The sequence below is a fragment of the Comamonas thiooxydans genome (assembly GCF_000964545.1).
In the GTDB taxonomy this organism is placed as follows: Bacteria; Pseudomonadota; Gammaproteobacteria; order Burkholderiales; family Burkholderiaceae_C; genus Comamonas; species Comamonas thiooxydans.
Genome location: NZ_BBVD01000009.1, coordinates 162152 through 179840 on the forward strand (window position 1 = coordinate 162152; position 17689 = coordinate 179840).

Consider the following 17689-nt stretch of genomic DNA (forward strand, 5'->3'; position numbering starts at 1 on the left):
CAAGCATCAAATCGGGCTTGAACGCCTACAGATAAAGCGCTACAAGCTATCAAAAAATGTATCAAAGTACTTTGCACATGGTGATGTGGGGAATGCCGGCCTCCTCATAAGGCTCGCCTACCGGCGTAAAGCCTGCGCGCAAATAGAAGGCTTCAGCATGGCGCTGCGCGTGCAGCACGATTTCCTTGTCACCGCGATCGCGCGCCGCATCCATCAGGCTCTCGAGCACCATGCGCCCCCAGCGGCCGCCGCGCACGCTGCGATCCACGGCCATGCGGCCGATACGCCCCACGCCCGGCGCATCGCTGACCAGCCGGCCCGTGGCCACGGGCTGGTTCAAGCCGTTGAACAAGACCACATGACGCGCCACAGGGTCGAGCTCGTCGATCTCGATCTCGCGCGGCACGCCCTGCTCGCGCACAAACACGGCCAGGCGCAGGCGCTCGGCGTCGCGCCCCAGATCGTTCCAGCTGCCCGAGCGCAGCGTGACGACCTCCTGCCCTGCTTCATAGGCCGTGAGCAGATCCCGCATGGCCTGGGGTACGGGCCTGGGGGTCTGAGTCGCCGCGTCGGCAAACACATAGACCAGCTCCACGGTGTTGAGCAGCTCCATGCCCCGGAAGATGCCTGCCTCGAACTGCAGCGAGGTATTGCCCTGTTTAACGCAGCGGATGCCGACATCCAGCACATCGCCCAAAGTGGCCGAGCCGTGATAGACCGTGCTGGCCTTTTTCACAAACAGCTCGCCGCCCAGCGATGCAAAGCCTGCCTCGTAAGGAATGGCCAGCTGGCGCCAGTAGTTGGTGATGGCCACATCGGCATACATCAGATAGTGGGCATTGAAGACGATCTTCTGCGCGTCCACTTCGGCCCAGCGCACCTCGATACGGGTAAAGCTGCGAAAGTCCTGTCGATTCATGGTTCTCACTCTGGTTTCAATTCAATCCAAACGCGCCGCGCAAGGCCTGCGCCATGTCACGGTGCGCCTGACGCGCCTCGGCAATCACGCGGCCCATCTTGACGAACTCATGGGTCACGCCCTTGTAGATTTCCAGATCCACAGACACGCCTGCCATGCGCAACTTGTCAGCATATTCCACGCCCTCGTCCACAAGGGGATCGCACTCGGCCAGGCCGATCCAGGCGGGTGCGACATCGTCGACATCGGGGGCCAGCAAAGGAGCGAAGCGCCAATCCTCGCGATCCTGGCGTCTGGCGATATATTGCGCAAAAAACCAGGTGATGGAAGCTTCTTCAAGAACCAGTCCATGGGCAAAGCGGCGATGGGAGTCGGTATCCTGGTGCGCCGTGGTTCCCGGATAGATCAGCAGCTGCAAGGCAAGCTTGAGGCCGGTGTTGCGCGCTTCGATGGCACAGGCTGCCGCCAGCGTACCGCCGGCGCTGTCGCCGCCGACAGCCATGCGGCTGCCATCCGCCCCCAGGCTCGCCGCATGGGTCGTCAGCCACTGCAGCGCATCCCAGGCATCGTTATGTGCAACGGGGAACTGGAACTGCGGCGCCAGGCGGTAGTCCAGCGACACAACCATGCAACCCGCCAGGTGTGCGAGCTGGCGGCAAAGCTGGTCATGCGTGGCCACGCTGCCTACCGTAAAGCCGCCACCATGCAGATACAGCAGCGCAGGCAAGCCCGCAGCGGGGGCTTCATCGCGGGTCACAGGAGCATAGAGGCGGGCCGGCAGATTCGCTCCGTCGCGTGAGGGAATCTGCAGGTCCTCCACACGGGGCAAGGCCTGCTTGGGGATCTCAAGCACGCCGGCGCCAGCTTCATAAGCCGCCTTGGCAGCTTCCGCACCGAGCTGATGCATGGGAGTGCGCGCGGCCCGCTCCATGCGGCGCAGCACATCGCGCATGGAGGGTGTCAGACTGGCTGGCAAAGCCGCAGAAGAATCGGACATGATCACGACGGTAAAAAAACACAGGATGGCATTGTGCGTTGCAACTCCGAAGTCTGCAGGCCAATGCCGACAATTGTTGGTAATCGATACCGTCGCAGACGTTCCAGGGAGCCAGCCCATGACAAGCAGCAGCACGGCGGCAGCCGCGGGATCCCGGTGAAGCAGGACCTGCGGCAGGAGCATCCAGACCATCAGTCCGTAGAGCAGGCCCGACATGCCGACATCGTCGCTCACCTGAGTCGAGGTGAACCACAACAGCAAAGAGGCCAGAACGGCCAGAGAGCCCATGCAGGGCCTGTGCATCGCGGCTGCCCATTCCGCCCGCCAACACAGCGGCAAAAAAGCACGCGGCTCCTGCAATTCCTGCGAGTACTGCCTGAGAAGACGCATGAAGGTGTCCTGTGCCAGATCCTAAGCATCCTGCACACAATGCACTCCCCGCTTCAGCCAGTTCAACTGCCATCCGTGGTGGTCGCAATAGAGCGTGTGCAGAAGAGAAGAAGAACTAGCTTGCGCACCAGGTAGGGCTCAGGGGAATACCGGTCTGCCCCGGCGATGAGTCGCCCACCGCTCCAGGAAGGGCCTTCAGGCGTCCGCCAGGCAGGCATTGGCCCAATGATGGGAAGAACTTCAGATGTCGCTTTTTAGGCCCTGTAATCCGAATAACAAATAAATAACAATCATTCTCAATTACATCTATACTCGGCTTTACATTTCTTCGCACGCCAGCATGATTTCTTGACGCAAGCCAGCCAGCGAATCGACTGCATCGTTTGGTTGTCTGTCATGCTGAGCTCTCCGTATACCTGCTTTTCCTCATCAAGGGTGATTCACCCGCGCTTTGTCGTTGCAGCTCCTGTCTGCGGCAATCCTTGCCGCCCAGCTCCAGCGCATCAGGAGGCGGTATGAAAGCCACATCGCCCCTTATTCGCTACCGCCTTGCGATTGCCTCGCGCAGTTTGGCTGCCGTCCTTGGAGGCTATGCGCTGGCCGCATTCAGTACTGCTGCCCTGAGTCTGCTGCTGAGTTCGCTGATGAGTCGCGTGGAGGCGGTGATGACGGCCACCCTGCTGTCCTGGGTCGTCTACGCCATGGCAATTGGCTGGACTTTCTATGCGCGCACAGCCTGGCTTGCCTGGGCCGGAGTACTTCTTCCGACGCTGTTCTTGGGGGCAGTGATTTACGGAACATCGTGGTGGGGAGTCCAGGCATGAGCGGCTCTCGAACCACGCACCAACCCGAACAGGAAGGTTTTCGCCAGGCCATGTCCTGGCTGCACACCTGGTCGGGCCTGATTCTCGGCTGGCTTCTGTTTGCGATTTTCGTCACCGGCACGCTGAGCTTCTTCAAGAACGAATTCAATCTGTGGATGCGACCCGAGCTGCATGGCCTGCCACCGTCCGACAGCGACGTTGCGCAACGCGCCCAGGCGGCGCTGCACGAGCACGCGCCTGGCGTCAGCAACTTCATCATGCGTCTGCCCGATGAACGTACGCCGGCCGTCAATGTACTGTGGCGCGACAAGCCCAACAGCCGCTTCGAGACTTTGCTGCTGCACCCGCAAACCGGGGCCGCACTGCAGGCCCGAGAGACCGCTGGCGGAGAATTTTTCTACCGCTTCCATTTCGAGCTTCGCACCGCTCACAAGGGCCGCTGGACGATCCAGGGCCGCTGGGTGGTGGGCGCGGCGACGCTGATGATGTTCATTGCCTTGCTGACCGGCGTGGTCACGCATCGCCGAATCTTCAAGGACTTCTTCACCTTTCGCCCGCGCAAGGGCGGACAGCGCGCCTGGCTGGACGCACACAACGTCTCGGGGGTACTGGTGCTGCCGTTCTATCTGATGATTACGTTCAGCGGTCTGATGATTTTTCACGCCATGTATATGCCGGCCGGCATAGCCGCCGCCTACCCTGGCGCAAAAGGAACGGATTCGCAAAGCTATTTCTCCGAGTTGCAGGGCGATGTTCCCGGTGCGCGCAGCGCCAGGCGTGGCAGCAACGCACAGGCCGAACCCCTGCCCATGCTGGATCTGGGCCCCATGCTGAGCCAGGCCAGTCAGCTGTGGCGGGGCGGTCGTGTCGGCAGCATCACCGTGCGCAGCGACAGCCAGGGCCCGCTGGTGGAAATCACCCGCCACGACGGCGACAGGCTGCAATACGGACCAGCGCGGCTGCGTTTCGATGGCCGCACCGGCCAGCTGCAAACCCAGGTCGATCCGCAAAGCCCGGCCATCAAAACCTATGGCGTGCTCTACGGCCTGCATCTGGGACGTTTCGCCGACATCGGGATGCGCTGGGTGCTGTTTGGCTTTGGCGTCATGGGGTCGCTGATGATTGCCTCGGGCCTGATACTGTGGTCGGTCAAGCGCCGCGCCCAGGCCCTGCGCAAGACACCTGCCGCCCCCCTGCCCTTTGGCGAACGGCTGGTGGCAAGTTTCAATATCGGCCTCATGGGCGGTCTGCCGCTGGCGATCGCGGCCTATCTGCTGGCCAACCGGCTGCTGCCATTGGAGATGCCAGGCCGCCCCGATGCCGAACTGTCCTGCTTCTTCGGCACCTGGGCGCTGGCCTTGCTACTGGGCCTGATCCGGCCCACGCGCCAAGGATGGGCACTGGTGCTGGGCATGGCCGCCACCGCATACCTGCTATTGCCTTTGGTCAATGCCTTGACCACTTCAACTCATCTGGGCATCAGCCTGCCGGCCATGGACTGGAGCTGGGCCGGCATGGACCTGAGTTTTGCGGCCATGGGGCTGATGCTTGCCGCCCTCACCCGACATCTGCTGCAACGCAAATCCCAGCCTGCAGTCAGACATGCGCTCCCCGCCAAGGCTGCGACAGCCCCGGGACGCCAGCCCGGCTCCCAAGGGATCCCTGGCGACAACACTGCGCAGGAGGCATAGCAATGCTGCTCGACTTTCTGTTGTGCTTTGCCGCCTGGACGGCTCTTGCCCTGGCCATGGACCGACACCATGAAGACGCTTGGCCGGATATCGATAGTGAAGCTCCCGCCACAGTACTGCGCCGCCAGCGCCTGTTCCAAGCCGGCTGGATCCTGCTGGCCTTGTCACTGGGCATTGCTCTGGGCTTTCCGGGCGCAACCACCGCAGCCATGTCGGCCACCGTGTGGACGGCCGCTCTTTGCCTGGCGGCTCTGGCCGCCACCAGCATGGCGACCTGGCAAGCGCAGCGCCTGCCTCTGTTTGGCTTGATGGCACTGGCACTGGGAATACTGGTTTTTACCTTCGACCGCCTCGGTCCTTGACGGACTGCACCCAGAACCCGCAGGGGCCACGAATCAGAGAGTCGCTGAGCATCAATGGCTGAGAACCCAGGCAGCTATTGATGCAACAGGAATCCCGATCATGACCGGGCAAGGACATTGCATGCGCATCGCGATGCAGCAGCCGCCTCGGCCCTTGCATGGCTGGCCGTGACCAATCGATTGAACAAGAGGTGCAAGGAAAGAGCACAGGGCCATACAAGAGATCAACAGGCGCTCTTTTCTTGGAATCCAGACCGGTGCTTGAGTCTGGATATCGGGCAGAAGACCTTCACTCGTGCAGAGCAATTCATTCACCTATCCAGCATCCAAGGAGATTTTCATGCGCAATTTTTATCATCCCATTGCTCTCGCCACTCTGCTGCTTGCCAGTCTGGGCACAGCCCATGCTCATCAAGTCTGGCTGGAGAACGATGGCGGCCAGGCCCAGTTGTTTTTTGGCGAGTTCAATGACAACCTGCGCGAGACTTCGCCCGGTGCATTGGACAAATTTCTGGCCACACCCACGCTGGCCCAGCAAACAGCCAGCGGCACGCTGCAACTGAGCGGCCAGCGAAATGCCACGGGTTTCAGCTACAACGCGGCAAGCCAGGCCCAAACCCTTTTTGCCAGCGCCTCCTATCCCTTGATTGACCGCAGCAAGCGCAATGAACCAGCTTTGCTGTGGGTACCTGCGGCCCGCTGGGTAGCAACGCCGACACAGGCCGTAGCCGTCAATGCCCAGGCCCTGGATTTGGTGCCCACGGGCCAGCAGGGCCAATTCATGGTGAGCTTCAACGGTCAGGCCCTGCCCAAGGCCAAGGTGCAAATCGTCGCCCCCTCGGGCTGGTCGCGCGAGGCGCAAAGCGACGAGCAGGGCCGGGTCAACTTTGCCTTGCCCTGGAAGGGCCTGTACGTGGCCGAAGTGCATCACAGCGACAAGCAAGGCGGCGAAGCGCAAGGCAAGCGCTATGGCGAAGCCAGCTATGTGACCACGTTGAGCTTCAGCGTCAAGGACGGCATGCCATCCCCCGCCCTGCCGTCCGCCATCAAGCCCTGACGCAGAGCCTCCCATTCACTCCTGCAACCGCTCCAACCAACCCTGATGGTCATTGTCCGTGACCATCCATTTGACAGCAGCATCATGAACCACCCATTCCCCGGCGTACCCAGCCGACCATCGCTGACCTTGCTCAGCGCCCTGGCCTGCCTGAGCCTGGGCACTCAGGCACAGACCTCGCTTCCCGCACCCAGCGCAGACGGCAGTGCCGAAGTCATGCTGGCCCCTGTTACCGTGCAAGACAGCCTGGCCGGCGAAACTGCCACAGGTCCGGTCAGCGGCTTTGTCGCCCGGCGTGCGATCTCGGCCACCAAGACAGATACACCCTTGATCGAAACGCCGCAATCGATCAGCGTGGTCACGCGCGACCAGTTCGAGGCCCAGGGCGTGACCACACTGCGCGAAACCACACGCTACACGGCGGGCATCAATTCCATCGCTTTCGACAACCGCGTGGACTCTTTCAAGGCCCGCGGCGGCGATGTCAGTCAGTACCAGGACGGGTTGCTGCGCACTTACGGCACCTACAACAACATCAAGGTCGAGCCCTACACGCTGGAGCGCGTGGAATTCCTGCGCGGCCCCTCCTCCGTGCTTTATGGCCAGGGCAGCGTGGGCGGTGTGCTCAACCTGACCAGCAAACGCCCCCAGGCCGAGCGCATGCGTGAGGTGCAGATACAGCTGGGCAGCCACGGCCGCAAACAGATTGCCAGCGACATGACGGGCGCCATGGACGACGAAGGAAAGTGGCTCTACCGACTGGTGGCCGTTGGCCGCGACAGCAACACCCAGGTCGATCATGTCAAGGACGACCGCGTGGTGATTGCGCCTTCGCTGACCTATCGTCCCAGCACCGATACTTCGCTGACGCTGCAAGCCCTGTACCAAAAGGACAAGAGCGGCTCCATCACCCAGTTCTTTCCCTGGCAGGGCACGCGCCTGCCCAGCCCCTATGGGCAGATTCCGACAAACACCTTTATCAGCGAACCGGGCTGGGACAAGTACGACTCCGAAAACAAGTCCTTTGGCTATCTGTTCAGCCATCGTCTGAGCCCTCAATGGACACTGCGTCAGAACCTGCGCCGCACCATCAGCGAAGTGGACTACCGCACGCTCTACACCAGCTTTGCAGCCAACGCAGCCACGGGCCGTCCGGCACGTCCGGTGTTTGACGCCAACGGCCGCACCGTACAGCGCGATGCCGCATGGCAGATCAATGGCGGACGCATGCTGCTGGTCGACACGCAACTCGAAGGGCTGCTGCAAACCGGTGAGGTTCAGCACCAGCTGCTTGCAGGCATGGACTGGCAGCGCAACACCAGCAACCAGTCCAACTGGCGCGGGCCAGGCACGGCGCTGGATGTCTACAACCCCGTGTATGGCACGTTCACGCCTCCCTCGGCCTCCCGGCTGGTACGTGCGCCCAACGTGTCACAGCGCCAGCTCGGTTTCTATCTGCAGGACCAGTTGCGTTGGGGCCCCTGGACCGCAACTGTAGGCTTGCGTCACGACAAGGCCAAAACCGAGACCGAAGGTCGCCCGGCAGCGGCTGCCGACGACTCTGCCACCACCAAGCGCCTGGGTATGACCTACCAGGCCGGTGGCGGCTGGGCTCCGTATGTCAGCTACACCGAGTCTTTCCAGCCACTGGGCGGCGTGGACTTCTACGGCACGCCGTTCAAGCCCCAGCGCGGCAAGCAGTTGGAAGCCGGCGTGAAATGGATTCCCGAGGGCAAAGGCATATCTGGCTATGCCGCGGTTTACGGCCTGCGTGAACAGAATCGCAAGACCAATGATCCGGGCAACCCGCTCAACAGCCTGCAACTGGGCGAGGTCAAAACCCAGGGCTTTGAAGCCGAGCTGATCGCAAGCCTGGCCAAAAACTGGGACTGGACGCTGGCCTACGCCTATACCGACGCAAAAATCAGCCGCAGCAACGCTGGCGACCAGGGGCAGCGCGTGGCATCGGTATCGCGCCATATGGCCTCCAGTTGGCTGATGCATCGATTTACCGCTCAGGGCCGCGGAGGCTGGAGTCTCGGCGCCGGTCTGCGCTATATCGGACCACAGTGGAGCGGCACCTCTGCCATCGACACGCCCTCATCCCTGCTGGCAGAAGCGATGGTGGCCTATGACGCCGGCGACTGGCGCCTTGCCCTGCATGCCAACAATATCGGCGACAAGGTGGTGATCACCCAATGCCTGTCGCGCGGCGACTGCTTCTACGGCGAACGCCGCAACTTTCTGCTGACTGCCACCTATCGTTACTGAACGGGCAGGCAATGCGAACAATGTCCAGCCGCCACTATGAAATCCGAGGCGAAGGCGTCAAAGACACCTTCTCTTCAGTTTGTGAGGTCGGCTGGCAAGGCAGGCTGCGTTTGATTGAAGTGCTGCACGCAAGCGGCTGGAGAACCTCATTTCAGCGCAGCAAATTCGTTTCTGAGCGCCTTGGCGCTGCGCTGATAGGCGCGCGGTGGCAAACCGCACCAGCGCTTGAAGGCGCGGGCAAAAACACGCTCTGACTCGTAGCCGCAATCCTCGGCGATCTGGGCCAGCGGCAAACCCGATTCCAGTTGCTGGGCTGCATGGGCCATACGCTGCTGCTGCAGATAGGCCATGGGCGATTCTCCAACCAGCGCCTTGAATTTTTCGGCAAAGAGCGAGCGCGACATGGCCGCCTCCCTGGCCAGGGCCTGCAAGGTCCAGCCATGGCTGGGGCGGCCGTGGATGGCGGCCATGGCCCTGGCAATCTGCACATCGGCCAGGCCGCGCACCCAGCCTTGACCGCGCTGCTGCTGTGCGGCGAAATGGTTGCTGAGCACGTGGATCAGGACCAACTCACCCAGGCGCGCGGCTGCCAAACGCCAGCCGGCGCGTCGCGCCAGCGAGTCCTCTATCAGAGTCTGCAGCATGTTGCCCAGCATGGCCGGTGGAGCGGCCTGCGCTGCAGGTATGTGCAGCAGCGGCGGCAGCAGAGTCAATATGGAGTGCCGGCAGTAGGCCGATATCCAGAGCAGCACCGAATCGATGCGGGTCTGGGCCCCGCCTCCGCCATGCTCGAACGTCAGAGGATTCTCGTCCTTCGGCCCCTGGGCAAAGCGTTCGATCATGCGTGCGAACGGAACCGGTGCCAGCGCGAGGTCCGACGCAATTACGTGCGGACTGCCCAGCGGCAACACCACCAGATCGCCAGGCAAGACCTGCAACGGTGACTGGCCTTGTACTTGCAGCCAGTACGGCTGCCCCTGGGCGATGCGGATCATGGTCCCCGGCACTCCCTCGGACGCCAGCGCCCAAGGCTCACCCAATGAAAAGCTGGCCGTCACCGCGCGCTCGGCTCGGCAGATGGCCAGCACGTCGCTTAAATGGTCGCTGCTTTGTTTCATGGAGGATTCCGGACGATTTGTGTCATTTTATGGATGCTTTGCGCTTCACGTGACAGGCGGCCTTGTCGACACTGGCTGGCACCGTATGCGGGCTGCCTGCGCAGCCCGGAACGAGCAAACCATACCCATATCAAGGAGCAAACATGTCCAAGACACGATTGAAAATAGGCATTGTGGGCGGCGGCATTGGTGGCCTGGCCGCCGCCAACGCGCTGCACCGCAGCGGACACGAGGTGACGGTGTTCGAGCAGAGCCGGCAATACCTGCGCGTGGGCGCCGATATCAATCTGACGCCCAATGCTGTGCGCGCACTAGACGGACTGGGCGATGCCATTGCGGCTGCCGTACGGGCTTCGGCAGCCCGCCCAACGCACCGTATCAGCCGCACCTGGGACAACGGCGAGGAAACATCGCGCCTGACCATGGGCAATGAGGCCGAGCGTCAATACGGTGCGCCACAACTCACCATCCATCGCGCCGACCTGCTGGCTGCGCTGGCCGACGCCTTTCCCCATGAGCAGGTGAAGTTCGCCAAACGCGTCAACCGGATTGTGCAAACCGATGCCGGTGTTGCCGTGGAATTTTCCGACGGCGCGCGAGTCGATGGACTGGATGCGCTGATAGGCTCGGACGGAATTCATTCGGTGGTGCGCACATCCCTGTTTGGCGCAGAGAGCCCACGCTTTACCGGAGTGGTGGCATTTCGCACCGTGGTGCCCACCGAGCGTGTGCGCCATGTTCCCGATATCGGGGCCTTCACCAAATGGTGGGGACCGACTCCTGACAGCCAGATCGTGACCTTTCCGCTCAATCAGGGCCGCGACACCTTTATCTTCGCCACCACGGCGCAGGAATCCTGGCATGAGGAATCCTGGACCACCGAGGGCAGCGTGACCGAACTGCGCAGCTTTTATGCCGGCTTTCATCCACATGCACGAGCCTTGCTGGATGCGTGTGACAGCGTGCTCAAGACGGCTTTGTATGAACGCGACCCGCTGCCGCACTGGTCGCAGGGACGAGTGTCGCTGCTCGGCGATGCCAGCCATCCCATGATGCCGTTCATGGCCCAGGGCGCCGGCATGGCTATCGAAGATGCCGTGGTGCTGGCCCGCAACCTTGATGCAGTGCAGGATGCCGAAGGCGTTGCGCAAGCCTTGCAGAACTACGAGGCCATGCGCAAGCAGCGCACCAGCCAGATCCAGATAGGCTCGCGAGGCAATAACTGGCTGCGTGCCGGAGGCAATGCCGACTGGGTCTATGGCTATGACGCGTGGCAAGTTGCTTTGACGGCCGAGCCGGTTGCCTGCTCTACCTAAACGACAGTACACCCCGGCAGTGTTGCCCTGCGCAGCGCCTTCGGGGGTTGATGGTGCGGTCTTGAACGGGCATCGTGGCGCTGTCGGCATCTGGCGAAAAGCCACGGTGCATGGCTGGCAGGCGCCCATGCCTTGCTTGGCCCATTGCATGAGCCTGCCTCTGCCCATGAGCAAGAAAACAGGCATCTGCGGGAGCGCATCTTGCCATGGCGGATCCGGATCTCGCCAAGCGCTGCTGACTTGCGAGACATGTCAGAGGACGGTGACGAGCGGCCTCGGAAGCCAGGCGAGAAAGTACTGGCCTGTGACTTCCGGCCGCTGCTTTGGAAGTTGCGGACCCCGGCCCTCATTCTCAAATGACGCATCAACCGGCGAAGCACATGTAATGTGCGGATGACCCCGCCTGCAGCATGCGGAAATTCGTGCGTCTATATGTGTTGCAACAGCATTCTGGCGGTTGTCCAACACAGGGACACAGGAACTATTCCAGACCTGCTTCATCCTCGCCGGACAAAGCGCCTGCTTTCTCGCAATGTGCACGCAAGCGCATCAGCGCGTTGTACATGGCATTGCGCTCATCTTCAGGCAATGCCCGAATGGCGGCAGCCTGGCTGGCACGCGCCAAGGGCATGACCTGTGCATGCAGGGCCTCGCCCTGTTCGGTGACCTGACAAAAAATCTTCTTGCGCGGCGTATTGCCTTCACCCTGCAGATCCACCAGGCCTTTGGCTTGCAGCCGCTTGAGAGCGCGGCTCACCAAGGCCTTGTCCGAGGTGGACTGAATGACCAGATCCGAGAAGGCCAACCGCTTCGAGTGAGCAATCAAGGCCAGCAAGCGCCACTCAGAGACCGTCAGATCGTGTTTCTCGGCATAGGGCACGGTAATCGTGCGCCGCAGAGCATTTCCCACCTGGCTCATCAAGGTGGTGATGAAGTCGTCCACTGTCAGTCCGTCGCCTTGCGCATTGAGCTGCGACCAGGGCGTTTCGCATGTTTTCTTGTTCATGCGCCATTGTTCCATCTGAATTAACAAATTCATATGTCAATAGTGAAAACAGCAATTTGATCGATCAACCATAAGCGTATAACTCCGTTTATTGTTTCTTTTGCGATTCAATGTTTCACTTATGAATCATTTGAGATCGCACGCCAGATTTATACCCACGGCCCAAGGAGAGGCGACCATGTCAGTTGATAGACGCCAGTTTTGCTTTACCGCTCTTGCCTGCGGCACGCTGCTTGCGCAGCCGGTGCTTGCCGAAGAAAGTTATCCGAGCAAGCCCATCACGGTGATCGTGTCCTACCCGCCGGGCGGGGATACCGATGCAATCGCCCGCCTCTTTGCCGACAAGCTCAGCCACAGGCTCAAGCAGACCGTGCTGATCGACAACCGCCCGGGTGCCGGCGGGGCGATAGGCAACGGCATGGTGGGGCGTGCACGCTCCGATGGCTACACATTGCTGTTCACTCCCAACCCCTTCACCACCGCCCCCCTGGTCATGAAGCTGTCGGGCGCTGCAGCCTACGACGTACTCAACGGCTACGAAGCCATCATCAACACCGCCACCCAGCCCCTGGTGCTGGTCACGAGTCCCAAGCTCGGTGTCAAAAACCTGCCCGAACTGATTGCCAGGGCCAAGAGTGGCGCCACCGTCTCCTATGCCAGCCCCGGCGCCGGCTCGCCCATGCACATCGCCGGCGAATGGCTGAACAAAGCCGCTGGCGTCAAGTTGTCCCATGTTCCATACCGCGGCGTCGGCCCGTCGGTAACCGATGTCGTGGCCGGCCATGTCGATACTGCCTGGGTCACTTTCGGGCCTGTGCGCCAGTATCTGGACTCCGGCAAGCTGGTGGCGCTGGCCATCGGCGATACCAAGCGCTCATCGCTGGCACCTGCCGTTCCGACATTGACCGAGCTGGGCTACAAGGATGTGGTGGTCAGCGCCTGGAACGGCTTCTTCGCGCCGAAAAAAACTCCGGCAGCGGTAATCAATCTGCTCAACGAGCACCTCAATGCCATTTTGCGTGAGCCCGAAGTCGTGGAAAAACTGGCTGTCTTCGGCGCCCTGCCTGCGGGCGGGTCGCCCAAGGTGCTCAGCGATCTCAATCAACGCGAGTACATGGTGATGGGCAAAGCCATCAAGGAACTCGGCATCGTGGCCGAGTGACACCAATGAATCGTTCAGGCGCAGTCCTGGGCGATTCCAACAGACCTCTATATGACTGAAGTAGCACGAGCCTCTGGTCCGCAGCGACCCCGGGCCTTCCGCTGCGAGGTACGGATATGACATCTGCTCTTTCATCTCGATCCACGCTGGGCATGGACACTCCACAGGTGACGGCCAAGGCAAAAGTGCTTGGTCGGGCCATCTACGCAGGAGATCTCAAACTTGCCGGCATGCTGCATGGCAAGGTTCTGCGCAGCCCTTACCCGCATGCGCGCATCGCTCGCATAGACACCACCGAGGCGCGCGCGCTGCCTGGCGTCAAGGCGGTTCTGACCGGCGAGGATGCGCCCGCCAATCTTTGGGGGGCGCATCACAAGGAGCGCGCCGTCCTGGCCAAAGGCGTGGTGCGTTATTGCGGCGAAGAGGTGGCCGCCGTGGCCGCTGTTTCCGAAGAGATCGCACGCGACGCGCTGGATCTGATTCGGGTGGAATACGAAGAACTGCCCGCCATTCTGACGCCCGAGGAAGCCATGGACGAGGAAGCCTTCGGCATCCATCCAGGGCGCAACAATGTGGCCCAGCATATCCAGTTCGAGCGCGGTGACGTGGAGGCAGGCTTTGCCGCCGCGGATCTGATTCACGAAGCCACCTACACCACGCATTCTCAATACCCCGGCTATATGGAGCCCATGGCCACGGTGGCCTCGCTGGACCCCGATGGCCGGCTTGTGCTCTATACCTCGACCCAGGCAGTGAATCTGGTGCGCATGCAGGTGGCCATGACCCTGGGTCTGCCCATTTCCCACGTGCGCGTGATTCAGGCCGCGACCGGAGGTGGCTTCGGCGGCAAGATCGTGGAGGACGACAACCAGTTGCTTGCCGGCCTGCTGGCTCTGCATACCCGACGTCCGGTGCGGCTGGTCAACAACCGCCTGGAGGACTTCCAGGCCGCATGTGCCAGCGTGCCCGAGCGCATCACCCTCAAGCTGGGCATGCTCAAGGACGGCAGCATTGTCGCCAAGCAGGTTCGCATCATTGCCGAATGCGGTGCATATGCAGGCCTTGCCGGTGATGTGATGCACGTCAGTGCCATGCGCAGCGACAACATGCACCGCAATCCCAATGTGCGTTCTGAAGCGACGCTGTACTACACCAACAATCCGCCACGCGGTGCCTTCCGGGGCTTTGGCGGAACCCAGATGCAGTTTGCGCTCAACAGCCATATCCACACCATGGCGGAGAAACTGGGCCTGGACCCGGTGCAGGTGCACAAGCTCAACGCGCTCAAGGCCGGTGATGTCTCGATTCACGGCTGGCATATCGGCAGCACAGGACTGCTGGAGTGCATAGACATGGCAACCGAGGCCATAGGGTGGGCAAGCAAACGCCAACGCGTCAAGGCCAGTGGCATCAAGCGCCGCGGCGTGGGCATGGCAGCGGCCATGCATGTGAGCGGCAATCGCACCATAGGCAACTGGGATGGATCGACGCTGGTCATCAAGATCAATGAGGACGGTCGAGTTTTCCTCATCAGCGGTGAATGCGATATGGGCCAGGGAGCGAGCACCATGCTCAGCCAGATCGTGGCCCACGAACTGGACCTGCCTCTGGCCGATATTCATGTGCTTGCGCCCGACACCGATGTCGCACCGGTGGCCGTGGGCACTCTGGCTTCACGCGTCACCATGTCGGGCGGCAACGCGGCCATCATCGCCGCGCGCAAGGCGCGGCAAGAGTTGCTGAGCCTGGCTGCCGAGCGCCTGGGTGCATCGCACGACGCGCTGACGCTGAAAGGCGGTGCCGTCTATGTGAGCGCGGAGCCTGAACGCCGCAGCACCGTGGCCGAGCTGGCGCGCCAGCATATCTGGCGCCATGGTGGAGGTGGTATCCAGGTCGCCGGAACCTGGGACCCAAAGACCGTCATGCATGACGACAAGCTCTACGGCAATATCGCCGCTGCCTACTCCTACGCCGCCCAGGCCGTTGAAGTCGAAGTGGATATCGAGACCGGCCAGGTCAGCGTCATCGACAGCTATGTCGCCGACGACTGCGGCAAGGCGCTCAACCCCACTGCGATTCACGGCCAGACCAATGGCGCCACCGTTCAGGCCATAGGCTGGACGCTGTATGAGCAGTTGCACTACGAGGGCGGGCGCCTGGCGAACGGCAATTTCGCGGACTACAACATGGCCACCGCCGATGCGGTTCCCATGCTGCGCGGCGGCCTTGTGGAATCCAACGATCCCAACGGCCCCTATGGCGCCAAGGGTGCCAGCGAAACAGCCATCCTGCCCGGCGCGCCAGCCATAGCCAACGCCGTCTATGACGCGATTGGCGTGCGCATCACCGATCTGCCCATCACCCCGGAAAAAGTGCTGGCTGCATTGCGCGACAAGCAGCAGCAAGGAGCAAGCCATGCGTGAATTTGATTTTGCGGAGCCCCGCTCGGTTGCGGAGGCCAGCCAGATGCTGGCCGAGTACGGTGACGATGCACGCATCATCGCGGGCGGGTCGGCGCTGATGCTGGCCATGCGCCAACGCATGCTTGCGCCCACGCACCTGATCTCGGTGGCAAGGCTGCCCCGGCTGCATGGCATCGATTTCGATCCGCACCAAGGTCTGCGTATCGGGGCCATGAGCCGCCATATCGATGTGGCTCGCTCCGAGCTCGTGAAGGCGCATGCACCGGTGCTGGCCCGGATGGCCGCCCAGGTGGCCAATCCGCAGGTGCGCAACCAGGGCACGATAGGCGGCAATCTCTGTTATGCCGACCCATCCACGGACCCGCCCGGCTGTCTGATGGCCCTCGACGCCTCGGTCGTTCTGGGCAGCACACGCGGAGAACGCGTGCTGTCGATGGAAGAGTTCCTGGTCGACTACTACACCACGGCCATGGAGAGCGATGAGCTACTGCTGGAAATCCGGGTGCCGCTGCAGGCGCCCTGCACCCAGGGGGAATACACGCGCTTTCTGCGCACGGCAGCAGAGCACCGTCCCCTGGTCAGCGTGGCCCTGGTCGTGCAAAGAGAGGGGCAGATATGTCACCAGGCACGTCTGGCTATTGGGGCATCCACGCCCATTCCCACCAGGCTGCGCCGTGCCGAAGACTGCTTGCGCGGCAAGACCGTGAATGCGCAGCTCGCTTCAGAGGTCGCAAGCATCGTGGCCGAGGACATCCAGCCGGTCTCCGACCTGCGGGGCAGCAGCGAGTTTCGCCGCGCCATGGTGCGCACGGTGACCCGCCGCACGGTGGCCACGTTGTTCGGAATTGATATCAATGAAGGAGTTGCCGCATGAGCACGCATCGCATCGAATGCCAGGTCAACGGCGAATCGCACAGCGCCGAAGTCGCATCACGGCGACTGCTATCGGATTTCCTGCGGGACGACCTGCACCTGACCGGCACCAAGCGGGGTTGCGAGACCGGCACCTGCGGCGCCTGCTCGGTGCTGCTGGACGGTGAAGTCATCAAATCCTGTCTGATGCTGGCCGTGCAGGTTCAGGGGCGCAGCATCACCACCATCGAAGGGCTGGCCGCCAACGAGCAGCTGCACCCCCTGCAGAAGAACTTCATACAGTGCGGCGGCCTGCAATGCGGCTACTGCACGCCGGGTTTCATCATGGCCTCCTGCGACCTGCTCAAGAACACGCCCCAGCCCAACTGCGAGGAAGTGCGCCACGGCCTCAACGGCAATCTCTGCCGTTGCACCGGCTACACCCAAATCGTCGAATCCGTGCTGCATGCAGCACAGGAGATGCATCATGGAAATTGAAAAAACCCTGACCGTTTCAGCCCCTCCCCAGCAGGTCTGGGATCTGCTCCTCAATCCCCAGATCATGGCCGGCGCCGTGCCCGGAATGAAGTCCATCGATGTCATTAGCCCCACGGAATACGTGGCGGAGATGCACCAGAAGATTTCCTTCATCAGCGCCAAGTTCAAGCTCAAGACCAAGATCGTCGAGCAGAAGGCTCCGGAATACATGCGCGTGGAAGGCACCGGCGAGGATGCCTCGGTGGCCAGTTCGCTCAAGCAGACCAGCGAAGTGTTCCTGACGCCTGCTGCCAACGGCGGCACTGATCTACGGATCAAGGTCAATGTCGACGTGCTGGGCCGCCTGGGCGCCTTCGGCCTGTCGGTCATGAAAACCAAGGCCGACCGTCTCTGGGAAGAGTTTGGCAGCAATCTGGCTGCTCGCATCGAAGCTGGTGGCTTGATCGTTGATGCAGCACCACATTCCTCCGCCAGCCCCTCGACAGCGCCCACCATGCCTTCATTGGCCAAGCAAGCTGTCGCGAGCCCTGAGATCAAACCTGTCGCCGCATCGACCGTCTCCTCTAGCGCAGTACCGCAGGGACAGATGGAGGCAGCCATCACAGCCTCGACACAGGACACATACAGCGAAGCCGGCTGGTGGGCCCGCATCTTCGGAGGTGCCCGCAATGCACGCCGCGGCGGCCAGGTCATACGCGTAGAAGTGCGTCAGATGGACAAGACGATCTGTGTCGAGTGGCCTGCCACAGCTGCATCCGAATGCCGGGAATGGCTCCAGTCTCTGCACAAGTAAGCACTGTTTT

15 protein-coding genes are annotated in these 17689 nt (G+C 61.8%); 11 read left to right on the forward strand and 4 right to left on the reverse strand.

The window, feature by feature from the left end:
- Window positions 1–61: 61 nt before the first annotated feature.
- On the reverse strand, window positions 62–919 hold the full coding sequence (locus Cth01_RS15975; protein WP_034356690.1) for a GNAT family N-acetyltransferase: 858 nt from the start codon (window positions 917–919) through the stop codon (window positions 62–64).
- A gap of 16 nt (window positions 920–935) precedes the next feature.
- On the reverse strand, window positions 936–1916 hold the full coding sequence (locus Cth01_RS15980) for an alpha/beta hydrolase (RefSeq protein WP_034381259.1): 981 nt from the start codon (window positions 1914–1916) through the stop codon (window positions 936–938).
- Between the two features lie 905 nt (window positions 1917–2821).
- Here Cth01_RS15980 and Cth01_RS15985 point away from each other — a divergent pair.
- From Cth01_RS15985 to Cth01_RS16005, 5 genes are all read left to right on the forward strand, one after another.
- Window positions 2822–3130: a DUF3649 domain-containing protein gene (locus tag Cth01_RS15985; protein WP_045839721.1), complete on the forward strand. Its 309-nt coding sequence runs from the start codon at window positions 2822–2824 to the stop codon at window positions 3128–3130.
- Window positions 3127–4821, forward strand: a complete 1695-nt coding sequence (locus Cth01_RS15990; RefSeq protein ID WP_045839722.1) for a PepSY-associated TM helix domain-containing protein — start codon at window positions 3127–3129, stop codon at window positions 4819–4821. Before Cth01_RS15985 ends, Cth01_RS15990 begins: the two co-directional genes overlap by 4 nt.
- Window positions 4822–4823: 2 nt before the next feature.
- Window positions 4824–5183: a DUF3325 domain-containing protein gene (locus Cth01_RS15995; RefSeq protein ID WP_034381224.1), complete on the forward strand. Its 360-nt coding sequence runs from the start codon at window positions 4824–4826 to the stop codon at window positions 5181–5183.
- A gap of 340 nt (window positions 5184–5523) precedes the next feature.
- Window positions 5524–6240, forward strand: coding sequence for a DUF4198 domain-containing protein (locus tag Cth01_RS16000; protein WP_045839820.1), 717 nt, complete (start codon window positions 5524–5526; stop codon window positions 6238–6240).
- A 45-nt stretch (window positions 6241–6285) separates the two neighbouring features.
- Complete coding sequence (locus Cth01_RS16005; RefSeq protein WP_045839723.1) at window positions 6286–8511, forward strand: TonB-dependent siderophore receptor; 2226 nt, start codon at window positions 6286–6288, stop codon at window positions 8509–8511.
- A 146-nt stretch (window positions 8512–8657) separates the two neighbouring features.
- Here Cth01_RS16005 and Cth01_RS16010 read toward each other — a convergent pair whose 3' ends face one another.
- The gene (locus Cth01_RS16010) at window positions 8658–9629 is read right to left on the reverse strand and encodes an AraC family transcriptional regulator (protein WP_034356674.1); all 972 of its coding nucleotides are present in this window, start codon (window positions 9627–9629) and stop codon (window positions 8658–8660) included.
- Between the two features lie 143 nt (window positions 9630–9772).
- Here Cth01_RS16010 and Cth01_RS16015 point away from each other — a divergent pair, with 143 nt between their 5' ends.
- Window positions 9773–10945, forward strand: coding sequence for an FAD-dependent monooxygenase (locus tag Cth01_RS16015; RefSeq protein ID WP_003061482.1), 1173 nt, complete (start codon window positions 9773–9775; stop codon window positions 10943–10945).
- Window positions 10946–11426: 481 nt separating this feature from the next.
- On the opposite strand, the gene Cth01_RS16020 is transcribed toward Cth01_RS16015, so the two are convergent.
- Window positions 11427–11951 carry a MarR family winged helix-turn-helix transcriptional regulator gene (locus Cth01_RS16020; RefSeq protein ID WP_003061480.1) on the reverse strand — a complete coding sequence of 175 codons (525 nt, stop codon included), beginning with the start codon at window positions 11949–11951 and terminating at the stop codon, window positions 11427–11429.
- 178 nt (window positions 11952–12129) lie between these two features.
- Between Cth01_RS16020 and Cth01_RS16025 the strand changes: the two genes are divergently transcribed.
- From Cth01_RS16025 to Cth01_RS16045, 5 genes are all read left to right on the forward strand, one after another.
- Window positions 12130–13113 carry a Bug family tripartite tricarboxylate transporter substrate binding protein gene (locus Cth01_RS16025; protein ID WP_034356671.1) on the forward strand — a complete coding sequence of 328 codons (984 nt, stop codon included), beginning with the start codon at window positions 12130–12132 and terminating at the stop codon, window positions 13111–13113.
- Between the two features lie 116 nt (window positions 13114–13229).
- On the forward strand, window positions 13230–15536 hold the full coding sequence (locus Cth01_RS16030) for a xanthine dehydrogenase family protein molybdopterin-binding subunit (protein WP_045839724.1): 2307 nt from the start codon (window positions 13230–13232) through the stop codon (window positions 15534–15536).
- Window positions 15529–16410, forward strand: a complete 882-nt coding sequence (locus Cth01_RS16035; protein ID WP_045839725.1) for an FAD binding domain-containing protein — start codon at window positions 15529–15531, stop codon at window positions 16408–16410. The genes Cth01_RS16030 and Cth01_RS16035 overlap by 8 nt, the downstream gene beginning before the upstream one ends.
- Window positions 16407–16886 carry a (2Fe-2S)-binding protein gene (locus tag Cth01_RS16040; protein ID WP_045839726.1) on the forward strand — a complete coding sequence of 160 codons (480 nt, stop codon included), beginning with the start codon at window positions 16407–16409 and terminating at the stop codon, window positions 16884–16886. The genes Cth01_RS16035 and Cth01_RS16040 overlap by 4 nt, the downstream gene beginning before the upstream one ends.
- Complete coding sequence (locus Cth01_RS16045; RefSeq protein WP_045839727.1) at window positions 16876–17679, forward strand: SRPBCC family protein; 804 nt, start codon at window positions 16876–16878, stop codon at window positions 17677–17679. Before Cth01_RS16040 ends, Cth01_RS16045 begins: the two co-directional genes overlap by 11 nt.
- Window positions 17680–17689: the final 10 nt, after the last annotated feature.

Bases quoted from the DNA above. Each gene is read 5' to 3' on its own strand.
- Cth01_RS16030 (WP_045839724.1), top strand. From the start codon at position 13,230: ATGACATCTGCTCTTTCATCTCGATCCACGCTGGGCATGGACACTCCA.
- Cth01_RS16010 (WP_034356674.1), bottom strand. From the start codon at position 9,629: ATGAAACAAAGCAGCGACCATTTAAGCGACGTGCTGGCCATCTGCCGA.
- Cth01_RS16015 (WP_003061482.1), top strand. From the start codon at position 9,773: ATGTCCAAGACACGATTGAAAATAGGCATTGTGGGCGGCGGCATTGGT.
- Cth01_RS15990 (WP_045839722.1), top strand. From the start codon at position 3,127: ATGAGCGGCTCTCGAACCACGCACCAACCCGAACAGGAAGGTTTTCGC.
- Cth01_RS15985 (WP_045839721.1), top strand. From the start codon at position 2,822: ATGAAAGCCACATCGCCCCTTATTCGCTACCGCCTTGCGATTGCCTCG.
- Cth01_RS16000 (WP_045839820.1), top strand. From the start codon at position 5,524: ATGCGCAATTTTTATCATCCCATTGCTCTCGCCACTCTGCTGCTTGCC.
- Cth01_RS16040 (WP_045839726.1), top strand. From the start codon at position 16,407: ATGAGCACGCATCGCATCGAATGCCAGGTCAACGGCGAATCGCACAGC.
- Cth01_RS16005 (WP_045839723.1), top strand. From the start codon at position 6,286: ATGGTCATTGTCCGTGACCATCCATTTGACAGCAGCATCATGAACCAC.
- Cth01_RS15980 (WP_034381259.1), bottom strand. From the start codon at position 1,916: ATGTCCGATTCTTCTGCGGCTTTGCCAGCCAGTCTGACACCCTCCATG.
- Cth01_RS16025 (WP_034356671.1), top strand. From the start codon at position 12,130: ATGTCAGTTGATAGACGCCAGTTTTGCTTTACCGCTCTTGCCTGCGGC.
- Cth01_RS15995 (WP_034381224.1), top strand. From the start codon at position 4,824: ATGCTGCTCGACTTTCTGTTGTGCTTTGCCGCCTGGACGGCTCTTGCC.
- Cth01_RS16035 (WP_045839725.1), top strand. From the start codon at position 15,529: ATGCGTGAATTTGATTTTGCGGAGCCCCGCTCGGTTGCGGAGGCCAGC.
- Cth01_RS16020 (WP_003061480.1), bottom strand. From the start codon at position 11,951: ATGAACAAGAAAACATGCGAAACGCCCTGGTCGCAGCTCAATGCGCAA.
- Cth01_RS15975 (WP_034356690.1), bottom strand. From the start codon at position 919: ATGAATCGACAGGACTTTCGCAGCTTTACCCGTATCGAGGTGCGCTGG.
- Cth01_RS16045 (WP_045839727.1), top strand. From the start codon at position 16,876: ATGGAAATTGAAAAAACCCTGACCGTTTCAGCCCCTCCCCAGCAGGTC.